The sequence below is a fragment of the Mesorhizobium sp. M4B.F.Ca.ET.214.01.1.1 genome (assembly GCF_004791545.1).
GTDB classification, from domain to species: domain Bacteria; phylum Pseudomonadota; class Alphaproteobacteria; order Rhizobiales; family Rhizobiaceae; genus Mesorhizobium; species Mesorhizobium abyssinicae.
In genome coordinates, this window is the sequence record NZ_SRUX01000011.1 from 137,385 (window position 1) to 160,043 (window position 22,659).

The window sequence follows — 22,659 nt, forward strand, 5'->3', positions numbered from 1 at the left end:
GAGGAGATGCCATTCCATGAGCCTGCCCGTGCTGGTCGCCCTTGTCGTGTTCGGCATCGCGCTGTCGGTCGCGGCCGTGCATTTCACTGGCGGCACCACGACCGCGACGCTTGCCGGCACGGATCAGGCGCTGCAGCGTTTTGCCGAGGATTTTCCCGATGAAAAGCCGGCGGCGGTGCGTCTGACGGCGGACCGCCGGGCGGCATTCCTCGAACTCGGGCCGGCGCGCGCCGGCATCGTCAGCAGCATCGGCGATTGCTTCCTGACGCGCATCGTCACGCCGCGCGACATCTTGGCCCTGACCGTCGACGATCAGCTTTCGATCTCCATCAGGCCAAACGACTTCACCTGGCAGGGCGGCCGGTTCGCCTTTGCCGATGAGGCCGACGCCAAAGCTGTGGCGGCTGCATTGCAGGACCATGATCGGACCCGGGAGGCCGCGTGATGGACGACTACAATTTTCCGCAGGTCACCCAGCTCGCCATCCCGTTCTTCGTCGCCGCCATCCTGATCGAGCTCTGGCTGGTGCGCACAGGCCGCGCCAGGGGATCGTTCGAGACGCGCGACACGCTGACCAGCCTGATGATGGGCACCGGCAACGTCGTTGCAGGGCTGCTGCTCGGTGTTGTGTCCTACTGGGCGCTGCTTTGGCTTTGGCAGTTCCGCTTCTTCAATCTCGGCCTGTCGGTCTGGGTGTTCCTCGCCGCCTTCCTGCTCGACGATTTGCGCTACTATGTCTACCACCGCATCGCGCACCGGGTGCGCTGGGTGTGGGCCGAGCATGTCAATCACCATTCCAGCCAGCACTACAATCTCTCGACGGCGCTGAGGCAAAGCTGGACCGGGCTTTTCACCTTCATGTTCGTGCTGCAGGCGCCGCTGGTGCTGCTCGGCTTCCATCCGGCGGTGATCGCCTTCACCTTCGGCTTCAACCTGGTCTGGCAGTTCTGGATTCACACCGAGGCGATCGGCAAGATGTGGGACTGGTTCGAGTTCATCTTCAACACGCCCTCGCATCACCGCGTCCACCACGCCACCAATCCGCGCTATCTGGACGCCAACTATGCCGGCACGCTGATCATCTGGGACCGGATGTTCGGCACGTTCGTCGAGGAACTGGAGGAGGACCGGCCGCGCTACGGCATCGTCAAGAACATCGGCACCTTCAACCCGCTGAAAGTGGCCTTCCACGAATGGATCGGCATGTTCAAGGACGCGCTGATGCCGGGTCTCTCCCTGCGCCAACGATTCAACTATCTCATCCAGCCGCCGGGCTGGAGCCATGATGGTTCGCGCGACACGTCGGAGACGCTGAAGGCAGCTTACGTGCGGAGGAATCCGGGAGAGGCGGGGAAGCCCGGGTTGCCTAGTGCGGCCGCTGAGCCGGCGGAGTAGCTTACCAGCCTAATCGACGACCTTGATCCGCACCGGTGAGCCGTCGGGCAATTCGTTAATCTGGCGATGAACCTCGGCCATGCCGATGAACTGCTCGCTGACTGGAACTACGAACATGTTCTCGACGTCGAATTTGCCCTTGGCGAAGACTGGCAAGATGGTAAAGCCGTAGCATTCTCCCACCTTAGGCTTCTTGCCCGCGGCATGAAGGCGTCCCACAAGCGGTGGCAGGAACCACTCGTCAACGAGATCATGAGAGATTCGGATCATCTCATCAAAAAGTGTCCGATTGCGAGCCACCCGCTCGACCAAACCGGTTCCGGTGTCTAGCCAATGAACCTCATTGTTGGGTCGCTCGACAAACATGCCTCCCACCATTGAGCAGACAAGTGGGGTCCAAGGCTCTGGCAAAAGCCACGACCACGCTTTCGCTACCGTATGCGCGACATCTGGCTCAAATTGGAACGCGATGTCCTGCCAGATGACGTCAGTCACCGATTACTCCGCCGCTTCGGCCCGCACGGGCAACCCCAGCCATTGCCTGCAATCGGCCAGCGCGCGCGCCGTGATGGCGCGCCGCTTGGCGACGATCTTGTCCTTGCCTCGCAGCCGCTTGCCGTCGGACTTCGGTGCCTCGACCGGCGGGAACAGGCCGAAATTGACGTTCATCGGCTGGAAGGAGCGTTTACCGGGCTCGTCGTCGGAGACGATGTGGCCGCCGGTAATGTGGTTGAGCAGCGCGCCGAAGGCGGTGGTGAGTGGCGGCGGCGCGGCCTGATGGCCGAGCCTTTCGGCAGCGGCGAAACGGCCGGCGAGCAGGCCGATCGCGGCGCTCTCGACATAGCCCTCGCAGCCGGTGATCTGGCCGGCAAAGCGCAGGCCCGGCCGTGACTTCAGCTGCAGCGAGGCATCGAGCAGCGTCGGCGAGTTGATGTAGGTGTTGCGGTGCAGGCCGCCGAGGCGGGCAAAGTCGGCGTTTTCCAAGCCTGGAATGGTGCGGAACACGCGCACCTGCTCGGCATGCTTCAGCTTGGTCTGGAAGCCGACCATATTGTAGAGCGTGCCCAGTGCATTGTCCTGGCGCAGCTGGACGACGGCATACGCCTTCACCGATGGATTGTGGACGTTGGTCAGCCCCATCGGCTTCATCGGTCCGTGGCGCAGCGTCTCGACGCCACGCTCGGCCATCACCTCGATCGGCAGGCAACCGTCGAAATAGGGCGTGCCTTCCCATTCTTTGAACTCGGTCTTCTGGCCGTCGACCAGCGCCTGGACGAAGGCGAGATACTGGTCCTTGTCCATCGGGCAGTTGATGTAGTCCTTGCCGGTGCCGCCGGGGCCGACCTTGTCGTAGCGCGACTGGAACCAGCAGGTGTTCATGTCGATCGTGTCGAAATGCACGATCGGCGCGATCGCATCGAAGAAGGCGAGCGCATCGGCGCCGGTCGCCTGCGCGATCGACTGGGCAAGCGAAGGCGCGGTCAGCGGACCGGTGGCGATGATCGCCTCATCCCAGTCCGCCGGCGGCAGGCCCGGCACTTCCTCGCGCTCGATGGTGATCAGCGGGTGCGCCTCGATCTTTCGGGTCACCGCCTCGGAAAACCCGTCTCGGTCGACGGCCAGCGCGCCGCCGGCCGGCACCTGGTGCGCGTCGCCGGCGCTCATGATCAGCGAGCCGGCAAGCCGCATCTCGGCATGGAGCAGGCCGACCGCGTTGGTTTCGGCATCGTCGGAACGGAAGGAGTTGGAACAGACGAGCTCGGCCAGGCCATCGGTCTTGTGCGCATCGGTGCCGCGGACGGGCCGCATCTCATGCAGCACGACCGGAACGCCGGCCTCAGCGATCTGCCAGGCGGCTTCGGAGCCGGCGAGGCCGCCGCCGATGACGTGAACGGGATTTTTGCTCATGGGCGCCGGAATAATCGCTTGTCGCTGCGATTGCAATTGGCGCGAAGGACTGGAAAGGGCCGATGGCGGGCCGAAGTGCGGCAAAGCCGGCCTCAGAAACACAACACCCGCCGGGGGAGGAGGTCCGGCGGGTGTCGTTTTGGGGGTCGATCCTCGGGAGGAGGTGAAGATCGACCGTATTCGTCATCGCCGGGGAGGAGGTCGGCTCTGACGAAATTCCTTTCGCCGTTTGAAAAGGGGCGAAACCTTTGGAAGACGAACTGCGTTCGCTTCGGGAACAACGCCCGCCGGGGGAGGAGGTCCGGCGGGCGCCGTTTCAGTGGTCAACCCTTGGGAGGAGGTAAGGGTTGGCCGTATCCGTCAGGGTCGGGGAGGAGGTCGACCCTGGCGAAATTCTTGTACTTAGACCGCCTTGCGGGCGATCATCTTGATCTCGTCACGGACGATGCCGAGATCATGGAGCTGGCGATTCGACAGACGACCCAGCTCGGTAACCGTATCGCGATAAACGCGCCAGTTACGATAGTTGCGGATCAGGTTCATTGTCGTTCTCTTCTTCAAAACTGGTTCGGACCATTCGCGGTCCGAAGAGGATTAGACCGCCTTGCGAGCGACGTAGTGGATGTCGCTGCGGCTGATGCCGAGGTCGGTCAGTTCACGGTTCGACAGGCGGCTCAGCTCGGAGACGGTGTCCCGGTAGCGGCGCCAGTTGCGGTAGTTGCGGATCAGGTTCATGGTAGTGCTCGTTTCGTCTTTCGTTCGGATCATTCCGTTTGTGTACGAACAGAAAATAGGTGGGGTCATATCGATTTAAAAGTGCCATTGGCGCATGGCAGCAATGCAAATTGTGCAATGCAACATTAACGCGCGTTCACGGCTTCGACATAAAGAAACCCGAATCGGAAAATGCCGTAGCGTCAACGGTTTGACCGGGTGGGCTGAATAAAAGACCGAGGGCAGGGGGAAAAGAAAATGGCGAGCTATGCTTCGCGGGTCAGGTCAGACATCGCCCGATGGCGGCAGACCGGCCTGATCGACGCGCCGACGGCCGAGGCGCTGGTGCGCGATATCGAGGCCAACGAGCGCAAGTCGCTGAGCTTCGGGTCGATCCTGGCGATGATGGCGGCGCTGCTGTTCGGCGCCGCGATCCTGATCTTCGTCGCAGCCAACTGGGAAGCCATTCCGCGCCTGGTCCGCGTCGCGGCGCTGTTCACCGCCATCCTGGCTGGTTATGTCGGTGGCGCGGTGCTGAAGACACGCGACCACGCGGCCATAGGCGAGGCGCTGTGGATCGTGGCGGCGGCGGCCTTCGGCGGATCGATCGCGCTGATCGGCCAGATGTATCATCTGACCGGCGACGAGGCCTCGGCGCTGCTCACGTGGGGCGCCGGCACGGCGCTGGCAGCGGTCGCGCTACGCTCGAACCCGCTCACTGTCGTTTCCGTCGGCATCGCCGACGCCTGGCTGCTCCTCAAATGGGGCGGCTTTTTCCGGCGCTCGGAATTTCCCCATCTCTTCCCGGCCATTGTGCTGGTGCTGTTCGCGATTTCGTTCTGGACCCGCAGCCAGGCGGCGCGGCACCTGATCATCCTGTCGGTCCTGTTCTATCTCGTGCTGCTGTCGATGGATCACAACACGCTGCAGGTGTCGGTTCCGCTGGCGCTCGTTTCGGCGCTGCTTTTTGCAGCCGCGGTCTTCGCCGCCGAGCCGGTCGACAGGATCGTGCAACTCGGCGGCCGTCTGCCCCTGCACGCGCTGATCGGCTTCCTCACCGGCATGGCGATGGTCCAGTTCGAACTGGCCGACGAGGCGAGCTACAATGGCGCCTTCGCCATTGCCTCGGCGGTGGCGCTCGCCGCCATCGTCGTTGCGATCATGCTGGGCGGCCGCGAGAGCAGGGGTCTGCGCTGGGTCGCCTATGCCGGCTTCGCCTTCGAGCTCGCCATCATCTACGTGGTGATGCTGCAGTCGATGCTCGGCACCGCCGGCTTCTTCCTGGCCGCCGCGCTGCTGCTCGGCACAATGGCGCTGGTCATCATCCGCGTCGAAAAGCGCATGAACACGCCGCGCAGCGAAGGAGCCCTTGCATGATGACCGGCAAAAGACTGATCATCTCGGCGCTGCTGCTGGCGCTCGTCCAGATCGGCTTCCTCGGCTGGATCATCGCCGGGCGGGCGGCGATCCTGCGCGACGGCAAGCAGGTGCTTTTGAAGGTCGAGCCGATCGATCCACGCGACCTCTTGCGCGGCGACTATATTTTCCTGGGCTACGAGATATCGCGCATCCCGGTAAAGCTGATAGCCAACATCCCGGCCGACAAACTCGTGAGCGACGACACCTCGATCGTGGTCCGGCTGAAAAAGGGCGCAGACGGCTACTGGCAACCGACAACGGCCTGGTTTGGCGCGGCGCCAGCGCCGGCCGCCGCGGACGAAGCCGATATCGTCGGACATATCAACGACGGTTGGGGCCTGCGCGAAGAGGGCGCATCGATCACTCCGGACTACGGCATCGAGCGCTTCTATCTGCCGGAAGGCGAGGGCATGGCGATCCAGAACGACATGCGGGTGCGGCCGTTCGCCGTCCGTGTTGCCATCGCCGGCGACGGCACCCCGCAGATCAAGGCGCTGATGGACGGCGACAAGACGCTGTTCGAGGAGCCGCTCTACTAGCTCCGCATTGCCACCCGGCGTGACCCTGATGATCTCCTCCGAACTGTGTGAAGCATGACGATTGAGCTGACGGCGCGGGGCGACATCAACCTCGACACTGTTTTTCGTGTCGCCTGGCGCAAGGAGCCGGTGCGGATCAGCGACAAGGCCATGCAGCGGATTGCCTCATGTCGCGCATCGTTCCTGCGCTTGATCGAAACCGACCCCGCGCCGATCATCTACGGCGTCACCACCGCGATGGGCGAACTGGCGAGCCGGAAGCTCGAGCGTGACGAACGGGACCGCCACGCGCGCATCAAGGCGTTCGCGGCCGCCACTTCGTTCGGCGAGCCGCTGCCGGAGCGCGTGGTCAGGGCGATCGTGCTTGCCCGCCTCACGAATTTCATCGAGGGCAACGCCGCCACCTCGCCGCGCATCGCTGAAGCTGTCGCTGCCATGCTGGACGGCGGGCCGATGCCGATCGTGCCGTCGCAGGGCCAGGGGGGCGCCGGCGAGATCCTGGCTCTCTATCCGCTATTCGCCGCGCTTTCGACGCGCTTCGACCTGGAGGTCAAGGAGCGGGGATCGCTGATCAACGGCTCGCCCTGCGCGGCGGCGCTGGTCGCCGACGCCGCCCTCGCCGCGCGTGGGCGCATTCAAATGGCGCACAAGGTGTTCGCGCTATCGATCGAGGCGTTTCGCGCTCCGCTCGAACATTACGACGCCGCGCTCGACGGGCTTTGGGGCGACGAGCACGAGGCGGCGGCGCTGCAAGGCCTGAGGGAGTATCTCGTCGGCGCCGGCGACGGGCGGCGCAACTATCAGGCGCCCGTCAGCTACCGCATCGTGCCGCGCGTGCTGGGACAGGCGCATCGCGCGCTGTCCGGCGCGGAACGGGCGGCGACCGTGTCGCTGGCGTCGATCTCGGACAATCCGGTCTACGTCCCGCCGGACGAGGCGCATCCGCTCGGGCGCTGCATCAGCACCGGCGGTTATCACAATGCGATGGCGACGCCGGCGCTCGACGATCTGGCGGCGATCTGGGCCGACATCTGCCTGCTCTGCGACCGCCATGCCTCGAAGCTGCTGAACGGCAAGGTCTCGCTGCTTCCCGATCTGCTGATGGCCGACCGGCATTGGGCCGACAGCGACGGCCACGGCAATGTCGGCTACGTGCCGATGGCGATCACCGGCTATCTGGAACAGGCGAAGCTTGCGGCGCAACGCACCTTCATCCCGGGCACGGAATCTGCCGGCGCCGGCCAGGACGATGTCGCGACGACGGCGTTCCTCGCCTGGACGAAGGAGGCGACCGCCGGCCGCTGCCTGGACGCGGCGATGGCGATGTTGGCGATGATCGCCTCGCAGGCGCTTTACGTCACCGGGCGCGAGGCGCCGCCGGCGCTTCGGCCCTTCGTTGCCGACATCAGGGCCATCGTGCCGCCGGTCAGGGATGACCGCGTGCTGGGGCCGGAACTGGCGAGATTGAGCGAATGGTTTACCGGCAAGGTCTTCGAGGCATAGCCGCGGCGCCTCGGTCTGTCAGCCGAAGCGGATGGTGCGGGTAGAGGGACTCGAACCCCCACGATTGCTCGCCAGAACCTAAATCTGGTGCGTCTACCAGTTCCGCCATACCCGCGCCGCCCGGCAATCCCATGTAGCCATCATTCTGTCAATGTCGCAGCCCAAATGGCTGTCATTCGCCACAATGCGAAGATGGTTGAAAATTAGGCCGGCCTGTGACAAAAGGCGTGTCGAATGTGACGGGACGCGACGATCCGCTTCTGCAGAATGTGATAAGAAGTAGGAAAAACAAAGACTTATTCACATCTTGGAACGCAGTTTGGAAGGATTTGAGCCGCTTTAGCGGTCAAGCCGCCAGCTTCCGTACCAAAAGCCATTCCCGGCAAGATTATACCGGCAGGCTGTAAGCGGCATGAACCGCCTGGCAGCCTCATGGGTGAGAACAAAGGTTTTATGATGCAGGTCACCGAAACGCTCAATTCCGGTCTCAAGCGCGAGATCAAGATCACCGTGCCGGCCGGTGACATGGAAGCCAAGCTGATGGCGCGGCTGACGGATGCCCGCAACAAGGTCCGTATCAACGGCTTCCGTCCCGGCAAGGTACCGGTGCAGCACCTGCGCAAGGTCTACGGCAAGTCGTTCATGGCCGAAGTGGTCAACGAGATCCTCAACGATTCGACCCGTTCGATCATCTCCGGGCGCGGCGAGAAGGCCGCCATGCAGCCTGAAGTGATCATGACCGAGGACGAGAAAGAGGCCGAGAAGATCCTGGCCGGCGGCGCCGATTTCGAGTTCCGTCTCAACTACGAGATCATCCCGGCGATCGAGATCAAGGACTTTTCCGACATCAAGGTGACGCGCCAGGTGTTCGACGTGCCGGACACGGAAATCGACGACCAGGTCAAGCGCATCGCCGAATCGGCGCGCAGCTATGAGCCGAAGACCGGCAAGGCCGCCGAGGGCGACCGCGTGACGATCGACTATGTCGGCAAGATCGGCGGCGAGGCGTTCTCCGGCGGCGCCGGCAACGACCAGCCGCTGGTGCTCGGCTCCAAGGAGTTCATCCCGGGCTTCGAGGACCAGCTGATCGGCGCCAAGGCCGGCGATGAAAAGCAGGTGACCGTCACCTTCCCGGAGAACTACCAGGCAGCGCATCTGGCCGGCAAGGAAGCCACTTTCGACGTCACCGTCAAGGAAGTGGCGAAGCCCGGCGAACTGGAGATCAACGACGAGACCGCCAAGAACCTTGGCCTGGAATCGCTGGAGCGCCTGCGCGAGATCGTGCGCGGCCAGATCGAGAACCAGTTCGGCTCGATGACGCGCCAGAAGGTCAAGCGCCAGCTGCTCGACCAGCTCGACGCGTCCTACGCGTTCGAGGCGCCCTCGAAGCTCGTCGAGGCCGAGTTCAACAACATCTGGAGCCAGGTCAATCGCGATCTGGAAGCCGCCGGCCGCACTTTCGCCGACGAAGAGACGACGGAGGAAGAGGCGCGCGCCGAATATATGCGCCTGGCCGAACGCCGCGTGCGCCTCGGTCTGGTGCTCGCCGAGATCGGCGAGAAGGCGGGCGTCACCGTTTCGGACGAGGAGCTGCAGCGCGGCCTGTTCGAGCAGGTTCGCCGCTTCCCGGCCAACCAGCAGCAGGAAGCCTTCGAATTCTACCGCAGCAATCCGGATGCGCTGAACACGCTGCGGGCGCCGATGTTCGAGGAGAAGGTGGTCGACCATCTGCTCGGCCAGATTTCGGTCACCGACGTCAAGGTCAGCAAGGAAGAGCTGATGGCCGACGACGAAGAGGGCGAGACCGCGACCAAGGCAAAGCCGGCGAAGAAGGCCGCGTCGAAGAAGGCAGAAGCCAAGGCAAGTGAAGCCAAGGCCGGCGACGACGCCGAAGAGCCCAAGAAGAAGGCCGCGCCGAAGAAGAAGGCGGCCAAGGACGCCGAGTAACCGGTGCACTTTGTTCAATCGTGAAAGGCCGCCCTCGGGCGGCCTTTTTCGTTGTGGCTGTCTGGTCGGTGCGCCGACCCGCTCTCAGCGCGCGCTCTAAACCTTCGCAATCTCTGGCTTTTTCTATCCGCCGGCTGGAATCCGTGGTATGTAGGTGCCGCAATTCCACTGCGGCAGTGCGGATATTCCGTACTTGCCATCTAGGGGCGCAAGCCGACGTGAGCGGCTGCGTAAATCGTCAAAGGCAAGGATGACGACCAGGGAGGAAGTGCCATATGCGCGCCATCGCATTTATTGCAGCCATGTCCGTAACAGCCTTCACCGCGCATCCCTCGCAGGCGCAGGACGCCGCGGCGGGTGAGAAGGTCTTCGTCAAATGCAAGGTCTGCCACATCGCGGACGAGGACAAGAACAAGATCGGCCCGTCATTGCATGGCGTAATTGGCCGCACGGCGGGCACGCACCCTGATTTCACCTACTCCCAGGCGATGATCGATGCCGGCAAGTCCGGCGTCAAATGGGACGAGCCGACTCTGACGACCTACCTTCACGATCCCAAGGCCATGGTCAAAGGGACCAAGATGGCGTTTGCCGGTCTCAAGAATGACCAGGACGTGGCCAACGTCATCGCTTATCTTAAGCAATTCTCGCAATAGTCATTCTCCTGCCTCCATCGGTGGTCGCCTGCAATGTCGACTAGGGAAAGCCGCCTCGAGGACACCGGCATTCGCCTCTCGGAAGCGACGGCCGCCGATTTCTTCGCACTGCTCAAGCCGCGCGTCATGGCGCTTGCCGTCTTCACCGCTTTCGTCGGCCTGATGACGGCGCCCGGCGCGATGAACCCGGTCATCGCGGTGATTGCGATAGCGGCGATCGCCATCGGGGCAGGGGCGGCCGGCGCGCTCAACATGTGGTACGACGCCGATATCGACGCACTGATGTCGCGCACCGCAAAGCGGCCGGTGCCGTCGGGCCGTGTCAGCCCTGGCGAGGCGCTCGGTTTCGGCCTGGTGCTTTCGGCGCTTTCGGTGATGACGCTCGGCGTGCTGGTCGGCTGGCTCGCCGCGTCGCTGCTTGCCTTCACCATCTTCTTCTACGTCGTCATCTACACCATGTGGCTGAAGCGCTCGACGCCGCAGAACATCGTCATAGGCGGCGCGGCGGGGGCGCTTCCGCCAGTCATCGGCTGGGCGGCGGCCACCGGCGCCGTCGGGATCGAAAGCTCCATCCTGTTCCTGATCATCTTCCTGTGGACGCCGCCGCACTTCTGGGCGCTGGCCTTGTTCAAGGTCGGCGACTACGCCGCCGCCGGCATTCCGATGATGCCGAACGTGGCGGGCGAGGCGTCGACCCGCAGGCAGATCTTCGCCTATGCGCTCATCCTGGCGCCGATCGGCGTGCTGCCCTGGCCCTTCGGTTTCGCCAGCGGCTTCTACGGGGCAGTCGCAGCCACGTTGGGCGTCGGCTTCATCTGGCATGCCTGGAAGGTGCTGGCCGCGCCCGACAAGGAGATGAGGCCGGCGAAGGCGCTGTTTGCCTTTTCGATCGCCTATCTCTTCGCGATCTTCGCCACGCTGCTCGCCGATACCATTGTCGCGCGCGCGGTCGGTTCATTCTGAACCGATGGCATGAGCCTCAGTCGCCGGCGGGGATGACTGCCGGCGACGTCACGCCGGCAGCGCGAAAAACCCCAGCAGCAGCAGAATGAGTATCCCGAAGCCGAGTATGAGAAGCGTCCGCGTGTCCATCACCTTCACCTTCGACCCGGCAGAGAATAGCGAAAAAGGTGTTTTTGAACCAGCTTATGGCTGACGACCGCAGGAACCCTAGCCGACAAAGGGCGACAAGTCCCGCGCAAGAGAGTATGGTGATTGCGGTGCAGGTCGCGGTTGGCGTGACCAATCACGCAGATCGATCGCACCATGAAACCGCGACCTTGCCGGACCTGATCTGGAGGAATGGTTCATGGCGAGCTTTCACGTGATTGCAGGTGCCAGCGAAACGCTGGAGCATACAAGAATTCGAAAAATCGGCGTTTCCGATCTTTTCGACGCGCTCAGACGCGGCGTCGACGATTTCATGGTCAAGCCCTCGCATATCGTGTTCCTCTGCCTGATCTATCCGCTGGTGGGCGTGGTTCTCGCCGCCTGGACATCGGGCGCCAATGCGTTGCCGCTGCTGTTCCCGCTGGTCTCCGGCTTCGCGCTGCTCGGCCCGTTCGCGGCAATCGGCCTCTATGAGATCAGCCGCCGACGGGAGGCCGGTATCGATGCCTCCTGGAGCCATGCCTTCGAGGTCAAGAACTCTCCCGCCCTGCCGTCGATCGCCGCCGTCGGGATCATGCTGTTTGCGATCTTCATCGCCTGGCTTTTGACCGCCCAGGCATTCTACGTGCAGCTTTTCGGCCCGGCGCCGCCTGCATCGCTGTCCGGCTTCATCAATGAGATATTCGCCACCGGACGCGGCTGGACGCTGATCGTGCTTGGTCACGCCATCGGCTTCGTCTTTGCCGTGGTGGTGTTGTGCACCACAGTGGTCGCCTTCCCGCTGCTGCTCGACCGCGATGTCGGCGCCTACGAAGCCATCCACACCTCCGTGCGCGTGGTGATGGCGAACCCGGTCGTCATGGCGGTCTGGGGGCTGATCGTCGCCGTCGCGCTGATCATCGGCTCGATCCCGGTGTTCGCCGGGCTGGCGGTGGTGCTGCCGATCCTCGGCCATGCCACTTGGCATGTCTACCGCAAGGTGGTGGAACCGCCGCCTTCGGCCAAGCCGGCAGGTTGAGCTTTGGGGCCGCGCCGTTTCGGCGCGGCCCCGATCTCTCGGTAGTTCTCTCGATTTCTCAGTAGGCCGGATGGCTGAAGCGGGCCTGGCGCGCATCCGTGGTCAGGTTGCGAAAGTCCTTGCCGCTGACATGCACGAGCGTCCTGTGGTCGCCGCCCTCGAAATAGACGTCGTCGGCGGCGCCGAGGCTTTCGTCGAGGATCACCGGCACGTCATAGGCGGCGCCGATCGGCGGGACGGCGCCGACATCGCAATCGCCGAAGAGCGAGACCACCTCGTCTTCGGAAGCGAGCCCGAGCCGCTTGTCCATGATGCTTTGCAAGGTGCCGAGCTCGATCCTGTGGGTGCTCGGGACCACGGCCAGCGCATAGCCGAGCTCATGGTGAACGACCACCGATTTGGCCATGATGCTGCCCGGCACATGGGCGGCTATGGCCGATTGCCGGCTGGTAGAAGTGCGGTGATGCTCGACGGTGTCGTAGAAAACTCCCTTGCCATCGATGAAATGCTTGAGTTTGTTCGCGATCGTCATTTTGGCGCCTCTTATCTTGAGTTGTGACGCATTGAAATGACGGCGGTCTCCCACCGTTTCCGATGCCGACAAAGATGGCTCAGCCATCCATTGTTTCAAGGCGAGGCGGCCGTCCAGCAACTCTGGCTGAGCGTCAGGGTCCGGCACCGAAAAACGTGATGCGGGTGAAGAGCGTATAGTCGGACTCGAAGACCATCATCATCGTGAACACCAGCACCAATATCGGCGGCAGGATGATCGCATAGGCCAGCGCCAGCCTTTCCCAGGCCATGTGCATGAAGACAGCGACGATCAGCCCGGCCTTGAGCATCATGAAGATCAGGATCAACGACCATCTGAGATAGCCGTGCAGACCGAAATAGTCGACCAGGTAGGAGCAGGTGCTGAGGATGAACAGCCACACCCAGACCACCAGATAGAGCTTGATCGGATGTTCCTGATGCGCCTCGGCCACGGCGACCGTCGCAGCATCATGCGCGTGGTCGCCGTGCAGTGCGTGTTGCCCGAGGCCGTTTGCGGTTGCTTCAGCCATAGCTTCCTCTCACCAAAGCCTGCCTCTCACCAAAGATAGAAGAAGGCGAAAATGAAGACCCAGACCAGGTCGACGAAGTGCCAGTAGAGGCCCATGATCTCAACGTTCTCGTAGCGGCCCCTGCGGCTGGTGAAGAAGCCGGGCCGTCCGACATCGTAGTCGCCACGCCAGACCTTGTGCGCCACGATGATCAGGAAGATCACGCCGATGGTCACATGCGTGCCGTGGAAACCGGTGATCATGAAGAAACACGAACCGAACTGCGCGGCGCCCCATGGGTTGCCCCAGGGCCGCACGCCCTCGCTGATCAGCTTGGTCCATTCGAAGGCCTGCATGCCGACGAAGGTCGCACCGAGCGCCGCCGTCAAAAGCATCAGGATCGCGGTCTTGCGGCGGTCGTGGCGGTAGCCGAAATTGACCGCCATGGCCATGGTGCCGCTGCTCGAGATCAGCACGAAGGTCATGATGGCGATCAGGATCAGGGGGATCTCCTGGCCGCCGATGCGCAGCGCAAAGACCTCGCTCGGGTTCGGCCACGGCACGCGCGTCGATATGCGCGCGGTCATGTAGGAGAGCAGGAAGCAGCCGAAGATGAAGGTGTCGCTGAGCAGGAAGATCCACATCATGGCCTTGCCCCAGGACACGTTCTTGAACGCGCGCTGGTCCGAGGCCCAGTCGGCGGCAATGCCTTTCAAGCCGGCCGGCCTTGGGGCCGTTTGGCCGCTATGCGTCAGAGTCGTCTCGGACATACCCTGCCTCCTCAGGTCAGCAGCCCACGGCAAATGTCGATGAATGTGGCGGCCCAGCCGGCCAGAAGGGCGAAGATGCAGAGCCAGACGAAAAGCAAGAAATGCCAGTACATGGCGCAGAGTTCGACGCCGAGGCGCAGCCGCTCAGGCCGCGCGCCGTTCCAGGCGCCGACGCTGGTCCTGCCGAGACCGATCAGGCCGCCCAGTATGTGCAGACCATGCATTCCGGTGATCAGATAGAAGAAGCTGTTGGCCGGGTTGGCAGCCAGCAGGTAGCCGTCCTCGGTCAATTGCCGCCACGCCATTAACTGTCCGATCAGGAAGGCGAAAGAAGTGAAACCGGCCGTGGCAAGGCCGAGCCGGACATTGTCGATCTGGCCCTTGCGCGCGGCGACCACGGCGCATTGCAGCGCGATGCTGCTCAGCACGAGCACGCCGGTGTTCAGCCAGAGCAGGCGCGGCAAAGGCAGCGGCCGCCAGTCCGACAGGCCCATGCGCATGAAATAGGCGCTGGTGAACAGCGAGAACAGGCAGCCGACCACGGCGAGGAAGACACCGAGCCCGATCTTGGCGGTGGGCAAGGCCGACCGGTCGAGGCCGACGAAATCGCCGGCCAGGCCTTGCTCCAGCCACGGCTTGGCGGTCAGCCGCTGGTGCGAAAGCCACCAGCCGGCAAAGCCGGCAATCACAGCCAGGAAGACCAGGATGACGCTCATGCCGGCTCCTTGGAGAGGCCGAAATTGCCCGGCACGTTCTGCGGAATGAAGTCCTCCTTGGCGCCCGGCACGCTGTAGTCATAAGCCCAGCGATAGACGATCGGCAGGTCCTTGCCAAAATTGCCGTGAGCCGGCGGCGTCTGCGGCGTCTGCCATTCCAGCGTCGTCGCCCGCCATGGATTGCCGCCGGCCTCGCGGCCATGGCGGATGCTCCAGATCAGGTTGAACAGGAACACCATCTGGGCGAAGCCGACGATGAAGGCCATGATCGATATGAACGAATTCAGATGATGGGCCGACTCCGTCATGATCGTCATGTCGGTCAGCTCCGCGTAGCGCCGTGGAATGCCGATCAGACCGAGATAGTGCATGGGGAAGAAGATCAGATAGGCGCCAAGGAAGGTCACCCAGAAATGGAACCGGCCGAGCGTCTCGTCGAGCATGCGGCCGGTGACTTTCGGATACCAGTGGTAGATCGCGCCGAGGATCACCAGGATCGGGGCGACGCCCATGACCATGTGGAAATGGGCGACGACGAACATGGTGTCCGACAGCGGCACGTCGACGACGACGTTGCCGAGGAACAGGCCGGTCAGCCCACCATTGACGAAGGTGACGATGAAGGCGAGCGCGAACAGCATCGGTATGGTGAGATGGATGTCGCCGCGCCACAGCGTCAGCACCCAGTTATAGACCTTGATGGCGGTCGGGATGGCGATGATCAGGGTGGTGGTGGCGAAGAAGAAACCGAAATAGGGATGCATGCCGCTGACATACATGTGGTGCGCCCAGACCACGAAGCTCAGCGCGCCGATGCCGACGATGGCCCAGACCATCATGCGATAGCCGAAGATGTTCTTGCGCGCATGGGTGCTGATCAGGTCGGAGACGATGCCGAAGGCCGGCAGCGCGACGATGTAGACCTCGGGGTGACCGAAGAACCAGAACAGATGCTGGAACAGGATCGGGCTGCCGCCATTGTGCTGCAACTGTTCACCCATCTCGACGATCGCCGGCATGAAGAAGGAGGTGCCGAGCACGCGGTCGAGCAGCATCATGACGCAGGCGACGAACAGCGCGGGAAAGGCGAGCAGCGCCATCACGGTGGCGGTGAAGATGCCCCAGACGGTGAGCGGCAGGCGCATCATCGTCATGCCGCGGGTGCGCGCCTGCAGCACCGTCACGACATAGTTCAGGCCGCCCATGGTGAAGCCGATGATGAACAGGATGAGGGAAGCGAGCATCAGGATGATGCCCCAGTCCTGGCCGCCGGGCGTGCCGGTCATGATGGCCTGCGGCGGGTAGAGCGTCCAGCCGGCGCCGGTCGGTCCGCCGGGCGCAAAGAAGCTCGACACCAGAACCAGCACGGCGAGCAGGTAGATCCAGTAGCTCAGCATGTTGACATAGGGAAAGACCATGTCGCGCGCGCCGACCATCAGCGGGATCAGGTAGTTGCCGAAGCCGCCGAGGAAGAGCGCAGTGAGCAGGTAGATCACCATGATCATGCCGTGCATGGTGATGAACTGGTAATAGGCCTCGGGGGTGATGAAGTCGAAGGTCCCAGGGAAGCCGAGCTGCAGCCGCATCAGCCAGGACAGGCTGAGCGCGACGAAGCCGATCGCCGTTGCCGTCGCCGAATACTGGATGGCGATGACCTTGGCGTCCTGCGAGAAGACGTATTTCGTCCACCAACTGTGCGGATGGTAGAGCTCCATTTCCGCGACTTCGGCGGGCGGGACGGCATCTGCAGGCGTGATATCGACCATGGCGGCACCTCCGTGCCCTGTTCAGCGAGCCTCGACAGTTTCGAGCTTTGCCGCAACGTTCAGACCAGACGCCGTCGCCTGGTCGGCCGAGCCCGTCTTCTGGGGCGCCGACAGTTGCGCGAAAGTCTGCTGCTGGCCCAGCCAGGCCAGATAGTCCTGTTCGGTGTCGACCATGACCACGCCGTGCATCAGCGGGTGGCCCTGGCCGCAGAGTTCCGCGCACAGGACCTGGAAGGTTCCGGTCCTGGTAGGCGTGAACCAGAAATAGGTGACCGAGCCCGGGATCATGTCCATCTTGGCGCGGAACTCCGGTATGTAGAAATCGTGCAGCACGTCGACCGAGCGCAGCACCATCTTGACCGGCTTGCCGATCGGCAGATGCAGATCGGCGGCCTCGACCACAACATCGTCCTGGCCGTTGGGATCGCCTGGGATGACGCCGAGCGGATTTTCAGCCGTGATGTCGCGGGTGTCCGAGGTGCCGAGCTTGCCGTCCTTGCCGGGCAAGCGGAAACTCCATTGCCATTGCTGGCCGATGACTTCGACCTCGGTCGCGTCGCTCGGGACATTGACGAAGCGGCTCCAGACGAACAGGCCGGGCACCAGAAGGGCGGTGACGCCGACCCCGGTGATGACCGTCAGCCACCATTCGAGGCGCTTGTTCTCCGGTTCATAGGCGGCGCGGCTGCCCTCCCGGTGACGGAAGCGGAACACGCAATAGGCCATGAAAAGCACCACGGCGGCGAAGACGACGCCGGTGATCCAGAAGGTTATGATGATGGTGTGGTCGATATAGTCCCAGTTCGAGGCAATCGGCGTCCACCACCATGGGCTCAGGAAGTGAAACAGCACCGAGCCCACAACAACCAAAACGAGTACAAGCGCAATGGCCATGTCCCGTCCTCCCGGCAATCGAGGGGGCGCGGAGCCGTCCCGGCGAGTGCCAAGATCATCATAGCGTGATTTGCGGTTGAAATTCCAGAGCCGACTATGGGTGGGATATATATGTGGGCAAACTTGCGAGTCCCGCGGTCGCGGAGCCTCGATTTCAGCCCGGGCCGGAGCGCGCGATGATCCAGTCGGCCGCCGCCGCGAGATCGGCGACGGTTGCGGTCGGCGGCGGATCGAACCGCTTCTCGTCGCCGCGGCGATATTTGCCGGTGCGCACCAGCAGGGCACCCGAAAGTCCGGCGCGGAGCGCGCCGGCTATGTCGGCCTCGGCGTCGTCGCCGACCATGATCGCCTGTTCCGGCGGGCAGTTCATCGAAGCCAGCGCCGAGAGAAAGAATGCCGGTGACGGCTTGCCGAGAACGGTGGCGCGTTTCAGCGAGGCAAATTCCAGCGCCGCCACGAACGGTCCCGCATCGAGGCTGAGCCCGCCATCGGCATCGCGAAATGTCCGGTTGGTGGCGAGAGCCAGCAGTTCGGCCCCCGCGGTCAATTCGCGGAAGGCGTCGTTCAGCACCGCATAGGTCAAGGTCTCGCCGGCATCGCCGATGATGACGGCGCGCTTGTCGCGACTTGGCAGTTCGTGAAAGTCCGGCTCGAGACCGGGGTGGACCAGCAGATACGGCGCGCGGCCGTTGCGAAGCAGCCATTCCCGCGCCGCCTGCGCCGGCGTGAAGACGTCCGCCTTGGCCGCGATCAGGCCAATCGCCGCGAGATGGTCGAGAACCCGTTGCTTCGACGAGCGCGTGGTGTTGCTGACGAAGCGTATGGAAAGGCCAGCCCGGCGCAATCGAGCGACAGCGTCGACGCCGCCCGGTATGGCGGTCCCGCCATCATAGATGACGCCTGCAAGGTCCAACAGCACGCCCCTTGTCATCACCCCAGCATGACGAGGAGTCCGCTATGCGTCAAATGCGAAAGGAACGAGGTTGCGGCGAAGAGCTGTCCTGCTACTTGTGCCTTCGTCGAGCCATGTCGCCGGCGCGGGGCGGAGATCGACACCGAGCTCAGATCAGCAGCAACCCCTTCATACTCGCATTGCCTTTCCTGCCGATGATGAGGTGGTCGTGGACGGCGATGCCGAGCGGCTTTGCGGTGTCGATGATCTGCTTGGTCATCTCGATGTCCGCGCGCGACGGCGTCGGATCGCCGGAGGGGTGGTTGTGGACCAGGATGATGGCGCTGGCCGAAAGCTCCAGCGCGCGCTTGACAATGATTGTGGCGGTATTGACTACCCAGAGGGCTGGCTTCAAGGTTTGGGATTGGGACCAAAGCCGTGGGATGGGTGGAAGCAATGAATACCCCCGATCAAGGCACTGAGCTATTTAGGCCCTTAATGAGCCATCTGGATACTCTAGCCTCCAGAAATGAAATGGCGCTCGATCGAAGATATCTCTCCAGCGCGATTAATGGTCTGATAGAGCTTTATAGTTATAGTGCCGCCAGGACTCGCAAAGGTCTCCCTAGATCTTCTATTGAAGATGATGATTTATACGAGCTTCTGGGGGTGTACGCGACTTGTATGAAATCTATATACAGAGAAGATTTTCCTTCCGATCATCTAACTATGCACCCATTGGTGATAATATATGAAATTATTAATGGCATGATTTTATCGCAAGATAGATCTAGTGGTACCTAAAATATTTATGCATCTCGCCGTCGAGTGACCGTGATTCGCAATGGTGAGCGGTCCTCTCGTAGCATGCTTGACAAATTCAAAATCCTTCAGCTGATTTCGGGCGCAGTGTTTCGGGGGGGCGCCAATAGGCTTGTACGCGCGCGCTGATGCCGGCCTCCAGCCTTAAATCAACAGCAGCCCCTTCATGCTCGCGTTGCCGTTCCTGCCGATGATGAGGTGGTCGTGGACGGCGATGCCGAGCGGTTTGGCGGTGTCGATGATCTGCTTGGTCATCTCGATGTCCGCGCGCGACGGCGTCGGATCTCCGGAGGGGTGGTTATGAACCAGGATGATGGCGCTGGCCGAGAGTTCCAGCGCGCGCTTGACCACCTCGCGCGGATAGACCGGCGTGTGGTCGACGGTGCCGACCTGCTGCACCTCGTCGGCAATCAGCCCGTTCTTCTTGTCGAGGAAGAGCACGCGGAACTGCTCGCGGTTCTCGAAGGCCATGACTGACCGGCAATAGTCGAGAAGCTGCGTCCAGTTCGCGACGATTTCGCGGCCGCGCACCTCGCCGCGCGCCATGCGCTGCGCCGCCGCGGCGATCACCTTCAGGTCGACCGCCACCGAAGGGCCGATGCCCTTGACTTCCTGCAGCAGCGCAACCGGCGCGCCGAGCACTTCGGCGAAGGTGCCGAAGCGGGCCAGCAAGGCCTTGGCGATCGGCTTGGTGTCGACGCGCGGGATCAGCCGGAAGAGCAGCAGTTCGAGAAGCTCGTAGTCGGGGAGGGCGTCGGGACCGGCGGCCGTGAAACGCTCGCGCAAACGGTCGCGATGGCCATGATAGTGCGGCTGTTCTGGTGTCGCCTTCTTTTCGGCCGCCGCTTTGCCGGCCGGCGGTTCGATCCACCGCTCGGAGAAAAATCCCCGCTCGTCGTCGCCGGTTTTTCCCATGAACCCGCCCCCCGAAGGCATTGAGGGAAGACTAGGCCAGTAAACCAGGCCGATCGAGTTTTTTCGGCGAGAGCGTGAAGATCTCGCAGCCGGTGTCGGTGACGCCGATCGTGTGCTCGTACTGCGCCGACAGCGAGCGGTCGCGCGTCACCGCGGTCCAGCCGTCCGACAGCACCTTCACATGCGGGCGGCCGAGGTTGATCATCGGCTCGACGGTGAAGATCATGCCCGGCCGCATCTCGACGCCCTCGGTGGCAGTGCCGTAGTGCAGGATGTTGGGCGCGTCGTGGAAGAGCTGGCCGACGCCGTGGCCGCAGAAATCGCGCACCACCGAGCAGCGCTCTGCCTCGGCATAGGTCTGGATGGCGGCGCCGATGGCGCCGGTGCGGGCGCCGGGCCTGATCGCGGCGATGCCGCGCATCAGGCACTCGTGGGTGACCTCGAGCAGGCGCTCGGCGGCGCGCTTGATGGTGCCCACCGGGTACATGCGCGAGGAATCGCCGTGCCAGCCGTCGAGGATGTAGGTGACGTCGATGTTGACGATGTCGCCATCCTTCAGCGGCTTGTTGTCGGGAATGCCGTGGCAGACGACGTGGTTGATCGAGGTGCAGGACGATTTTGTGTAGCCGCGATAGTTGAGCGTCGCCGGCAGCGCGCCATGGTCCATGCCGAACTCGTAGACGAAGCGGTCGATCGTCTCGGTGGTGACGCCGGGCGCGACCATCGGCACCAGCTCGTCGAGGCAACGTGCCGTCAGTTCGCAGGCCTTGCGCATGCCGGCAAAGCCTTCCTCGCCATAGAGGCGGATCTGGCCGGTGTTTCTGAGCGGTGCCGTGGCGGCGTCGAGATAGGTGACCATTTACGTCCGTTTACCGGGTGGGTTGGCTCCTGATGCGAGCCGTCGCGAAAATCTTCCCAGATTTGGCACCGGAAGCCGCAAGGTTCAAGGACGAACTGCCGCTGACGGACTTAAGCCCGCTCTATTTGGCCTCTACGGAGGATGTCCAAGCCGCCGCCTGGTCCGGCGCCCGGGTCGGCGCAGCGCTTTCCTTTTGCAGCTCGACGGGGTAGGCGAAGGGAAGAGTTGGAGACTTGATGGCGTACGCGCGCGCAAACTCATCGCTGTCGGCGATCAGGGCGGCCTGCTCGGGGCTGATGGCCCTGCTGCTGGTGTCGCTGCTCGGTCTCGCCCAGCAACAGGCGATCAGCGCTGCCGCTTCGGGCGGCGCCGGCATCAGCGTGGCGCGGCAGGGCGACCAGGTCGCGCTGCTGCGCATCACCGGCAAGACGCAGGCGCTCGAAATCCGCGCCGGCCGGGCGCTGCCGGTCAAGTTCCTGGGCAGCGCCAATGGCGCGCTTGCGCCGGCGACCCTTGCACTCCTCGTCGACCAGGTTTCGCCGATCCAGGCGGCGGCCGCTCCAGCCGCCACCTCCGCCCGGCAGGCGAGCACCAACCAGCCGCGCGCGCCGCCTTTCGCTTGAATTGAGCGGTCCCAGACCGCACCTTCAACCATTCCCCACTTTTCGCGTCGCGAACCGCGCGGCGGCCGTTGGCCGTCCGTCGCCGCGTGGCGCGCCATTTTCGGAAACATATTCAATGCAACGCATCAAGACATTCAAGACACTGACGCGCGGTGTCTCGGCCGCGCTGTTTCTCTCGGTCCAGGTGATCATCTGCATCGGAACCGTTTTTTGGGCGGTCGCCGAGACGCTCGGCATGGCGGGAACAGCGGCGATGGTGCTCGGCGCCATTTTCGCCGTGCCCTCGGCCTACGCCCTGTTCTTCGTCAGCCGCATGGCTTTCGAGGCAGAGACCGATCCGGCCAACCAATGAGCGCAGGCCGGGCTTACCGCACTCAGGACACATTCCTGAGTCAAAAGCCCGGCCAAAGCGATTTTTCAGGACGAACGCCGGTGCCGTGACAGCACCGGTCGGGGAGACTTGGAATGGACAGATTGCAATTCGAGGTGCCGGTGCGCATTACCCCGGCGCCCGGCCTGCCGGTCGAGGAGATCTACGGCGTCGAGCAGGCGCTGGATTTCCTGCAGGCCTGGCCGGCCCGCCGCCAGGGCAAGGTCCATGAGGCCGCCTTCAATGCCTGCTTCGGCGCCACGGTGGACGTGGTCAAGACCGAGGATGCCTGCCGCGCGTTCATGGCGTTCTGCCGCGTCAGCGGCCTGCTCGCCAGGGACATGATGGTTCCCGGTAAGCGCGGCGGCGAGGCGAGGGGACTGCGGGCCTAAGCTCGCATCGTCCGCCTTTGCCGGCATCTAGCGGCTGAATTTCAGGTCCGGCTTGTCGCCGTCCCAACCCTGAAGCCCTCCAGGCGCCTCGCGAAAGCGCAGGCACCTTGTGCCCATTCGGTCGACGTCGCTCGACTGCCTGTTCCAGGTTCCGGCTGATGCTTGCTCACTTGACCTGTTCAATCTCCGGAGCTGGCGTCTGGTCCGTCGCTGGAGCCGGCGCGCAGTCTTGCCCCTTGCACTCCAGGACAGGGTCCTCGGCCGGGGGCAGGCAATTTTGCCCCTCGCAATGAACTGACGGCTGCTCTGGCACCGCTTGCCCGTTCGGCGGAGCAGGCTGCTCCTCAGCGCTAACGGCCAGCGGCCCTGCCAAGCCGACAATGGCCGC

At 63.3% G+C, this 22,659-nt stretch carries 25 protein-coding genes, 1 tRNA gene and 1 pseudogene; 12 read left to right on the forward strand and 15 right to left on the reverse strand.

The genetic code is table 11. The features are described 5' to 3' along the window. The first annotated feature begins 16 nt into the window (after positions 1-16). Both EN857_RS21850 and EN857_RS21855 read left to right on the forward strand, forming a co-directional pair. The gene (locus tag EN857_RS21850; RefSeq protein ID WP_127392844.1) at positions 17-445 is read left to right on the forward strand and encodes a hypothetical protein; all 429 of its coding nucleotides are present in this window, start codon (positions 17-19) and stop codon (positions 443-445) included. Continuing rightward, positions 445-1,395: a sterol desaturase family protein gene (locus EN857_RS21855; protein WP_187331288.1), complete on the forward strand. Its 951-nt coding sequence runs from the start codon at positions 445-447 to the stop codon at positions 1,393-1,395. Before EN857_RS21850 ends, EN857_RS21855 begins: the two co-directional genes overlap by 1 nt. 9 nt (positions 1,396-1,404) lie before the next feature. On the opposite strand, the gene EN857_RS21860 is transcribed toward EN857_RS21855, so the two are convergent. From EN857_RS21860 to EN857_RS21875, 4 genes are all read right to left on the reverse strand, one after another. After that, on the reverse strand, positions 1,405-1,890 hold the full coding sequence (locus EN857_RS21860; protein WP_127284357.1) for a T6SS immunity protein Tdi1 domain-containing protein: 486 nt from the start codon (positions 1,888-1,890) through the stop codon (positions 1,405-1,407). Positions 1,891-1,893: 3 nt separating this feature from the next. Next, complete coding sequence (gene trmFO / locus EN857_RS21865) at positions 1,894-3,303, reverse strand: methylenetetrahydrofolate--tRNA-(uracil(54)-C(5))-methyltransferase (FADH(2)-oxidizing) TrmFO (RefSeq protein ID WP_127284356.1); 1,410 nt, start codon at positions 3,301-3,303, stop codon at positions 1,894-1,896. 402 nt (positions 3,304-3,705) lie between these two features. After that, a complete protein-coding gene (locus EN857_RS21870) occupies positions 3,706-3,846 on the reverse strand; it encodes a DUF1127 domain-containing protein (RefSeq protein WP_127284355.1) in 141 nt (46 codons plus the stop codon). Positions 3,847-3,897: 51 nt separating this feature from the next. Beyond that, positions 3,898-4,038, reverse strand: coding sequence for a DUF1127 domain-containing protein (locus tag EN857_RS21875; protein ID WP_006335194.1), 141 nt, complete (start codon positions 4,036-4,038; stop codon positions 3,898-3,900). Between the two features lie 237 nt (positions 4,039-4,275). On the opposite strand from EN857_RS21875, the gene EN857_RS21880 reads away from it, so the two are divergent. Genes EN857_RS21880 through EN857_RS21890 form a run of 3 tightly spaced genes read left to right on the forward strand, consistent with a single transcriptional unit; the run spans position 4,276 to position 7,478 of the window. Then, entirely contained in the window at positions 4,276-5,394 is a 1,119-nt protein-coding gene (locus EN857_RS21880) for a DUF2157 domain-containing protein (RefSeq protein ID WP_128346034.1), read from the forward strand. Then, positions 5,391-5,975 carry a GDYXXLXY domain-containing protein gene (locus tag EN857_RS21885; protein ID WP_127309821.1) on the forward strand — a complete coding sequence of 195 codons (585 nt, stop codon included), beginning with the start codon at positions 5,391-5,393 and terminating at the stop codon, positions 5,973-5,975. Before EN857_RS21880 ends, EN857_RS21885 begins: the two co-directional genes overlap by 4 nt. Positions 5,976-6,029: 54 nt before the next feature. Next, entirely contained in the window at positions 6,030-7,478 is a 1,449-nt protein-coding gene (locus tag EN857_RS21890) for an aromatic amino acid lyase (protein ID WP_127392864.1), read from the forward strand. 32 nt (positions 7,479-7,510) lie between these two features. Here the strand turns inward: EN857_RS21890 and EN857_RS21895 are convergent. After that, a tRNA-Leu gene (locus EN857_RS21895) sits at positions 7,511-7,593 on the reverse strand. Positions 7,594-7,934: 341 nt separating this feature from the next. Between EN857_RS21895 and tig the strand changes: the two genes are divergently transcribed. The 4 genes from tig to EN857_RS21915 all read left to right on the forward strand — a co-directional run bounded on the left by tig (position 7,935) and on the right by EN857_RS21915 (position 12,209). Continuing rightward, positions 7,935-9,425, forward strand: a complete 1,491-nt coding sequence (gene tig / locus EN857_RS21900; protein WP_127284359.1) for a trigger factor — start codon at positions 7,935-7,937, stop codon at positions 9,423-9,425. Between the two features lie 275 nt (positions 9,426-9,700). Then, positions 9,701-10,081, forward strand: a complete 381-nt coding sequence (locus EN857_RS21905) for a cytochrome c family protein (RefSeq protein ID WP_127284351.1) — start codon at positions 9,701-9,703, stop codon at positions 10,079-10,081. Between the two features lie 33 nt (positions 10,082-10,114). Then, the gene (locus EN857_RS21910; RefSeq protein WP_127392865.1) at positions 10,115-11,044 is read left to right on the forward strand and encodes a heme o synthase; all 930 of its coding nucleotides are present in this window, start codon (positions 10,115-10,117) and stop codon (positions 11,042-11,044) included. A 346-nt stretch (positions 11,045-11,390) separates the two neighbouring features. Beyond that, the gene (locus tag EN857_RS21915) at positions 11,391-12,209 is read left to right on the forward strand and encodes a DUF2189 domain-containing protein (protein WP_127284349.1); all 819 of its coding nucleotides are present in this window, start codon (positions 11,391-11,393) and stop codon (positions 12,207-12,209) included. Positions 12,210-12,267: 58 nt separating this feature from the next. Here EN857_RS21915 and EN857_RS21920 read toward each other — a convergent pair whose 3' ends face one another. The 10 genes and pseudogenes from EN857_RS21920 to map form a co-directional block, all read right to left on the reverse strand. Next, positions 12,268-12,741, reverse strand: a complete 474-nt coding sequence (locus tag EN857_RS21920) for an aminoacyl-tRNA deacylase (RefSeq protein WP_127392866.1) — start codon at positions 12,739-12,741, stop codon at positions 12,268-12,270. A 133-nt stretch (positions 12,742-12,874) separates the two neighbouring features. After that, a complete protein-coding gene (locus tag EN857_RS21925; protein ID WP_127392867.1) occupies positions 12,875-13,273 on the reverse strand; it encodes a cytochrome C oxidase subunit IV family protein in 399 nt (132 codons plus the stop codon). 26 nt (positions 13,274-13,299) lie between these two features. Beyond that, entirely contained in the window at positions 13,300-14,022 is a 723-nt protein-coding gene (locus EN857_RS21930) for a heme-copper oxidase subunit III family protein (protein WP_128346036.1), read from the reverse strand. A gap of 11 nt (positions 14,023-14,033) precedes the next feature. Then, the gene (locus EN857_RS21935) at positions 14,034-14,738 is read right to left on the reverse strand and encodes a cytochrome c oxidase subunit 3 (RefSeq protein ID WP_127284345.1); all 705 of its coding nucleotides are present in this window, start codon (positions 14,736-14,738) and stop codon (positions 14,034-14,036) included. Then, positions 14,735-16,504 carry a cytochrome c oxidase subunit I gene (locus EN857_RS21940; RefSeq protein WP_127393225.1) on the reverse strand — a complete coding sequence of 590 codons (1,770 nt, stop codon included), beginning with the start codon at positions 16,502-16,504 and terminating at the stop codon, positions 14,735-14,737. The genes EN857_RS21935 and EN857_RS21940 overlap by 4 nt, the downstream gene beginning before the upstream one ends. A gap of 21 nt (positions 16,505-16,525) precedes the next feature. Further along, on the reverse strand, positions 16,526-17,398 hold the full coding sequence (locus EN857_RS21945) for a cytochrome c oxidase subunit II (protein WP_127284343.1): 873 nt from the start codon (positions 17,396-17,398) through the stop codon (positions 16,526-16,528). A gap of 154 nt (positions 17,399-17,552) precedes the next feature. Continuing rightward, a complete protein-coding gene (locus tag EN857_RS21950; RefSeq protein WP_348630777.1) occupies positions 17,553-18,317 on the reverse strand; it encodes a TIGR01458 family HAD-type hydrolase in 765 nt (254 codons plus the stop codon). A 142-nt stretch (positions 18,318-18,459) separates the two neighbouring features. Next, positions 18,460-18,666, reverse strand: a pseudogene (locus EN857_RS21955) (JAB domain-containing protein); the annotation flags it as partial. A gap of 590 nt (positions 18,667-19,256) precedes the next feature. Beyond that, complete coding sequence (gene radC, locus EN857_RS21960; protein WP_127285548.1) at positions 19,257-20,027, reverse strand: DNA repair protein RadC; 771 nt, start codon at positions 20,025-20,027, stop codon at positions 19,257-19,259. Positions 20,028-20,058: 31 nt separating this feature from the next. Further along, positions 20,059-20,886, reverse strand: coding sequence for a type I methionyl aminopeptidase (gene map / locus EN857_RS21965; protein ID WP_127285547.1), 828 nt, complete (start codon positions 20,884-20,886; stop codon positions 20,059-20,061). 236 nt (positions 20,887-21,122) lie between these two features. Between map and EN857_RS21970 the strand changes: the two genes are divergently transcribed. The 3 genes from EN857_RS21970 (at position 21,123) to EN857_RS21980 (ending at position 22,271) form a co-directional block, all read left to right on the forward strand. Further along, entirely contained in the window at positions 21,123-21,509 is a 387-nt protein-coding gene (locus tag EN857_RS21970) for a hypothetical protein (protein WP_245478495.1), read from the forward strand. A gap of 115 nt (positions 21,510-21,624) precedes the next feature. Continuing rightward, a complete protein-coding gene (locus EN857_RS21975) occupies positions 21,625-21,861 on the forward strand; it encodes a hypothetical protein (RefSeq protein ID WP_127285546.1) in 237 nt (78 codons plus the stop codon). Between the two features lie 113 nt (positions 21,862-21,974). Continuing rightward, positions 21,975-22,271 carry a DUF982 domain-containing protein gene (locus EN857_RS21980; protein ID WP_127285545.1) on the forward strand — a complete coding sequence of 99 codons (297 nt, stop codon included), beginning with the start codon at positions 21,975-21,977 and terminating at the stop codon, positions 22,269-22,271. Positions 22,272-22,659 lie beyond the last annotated feature (388 nt).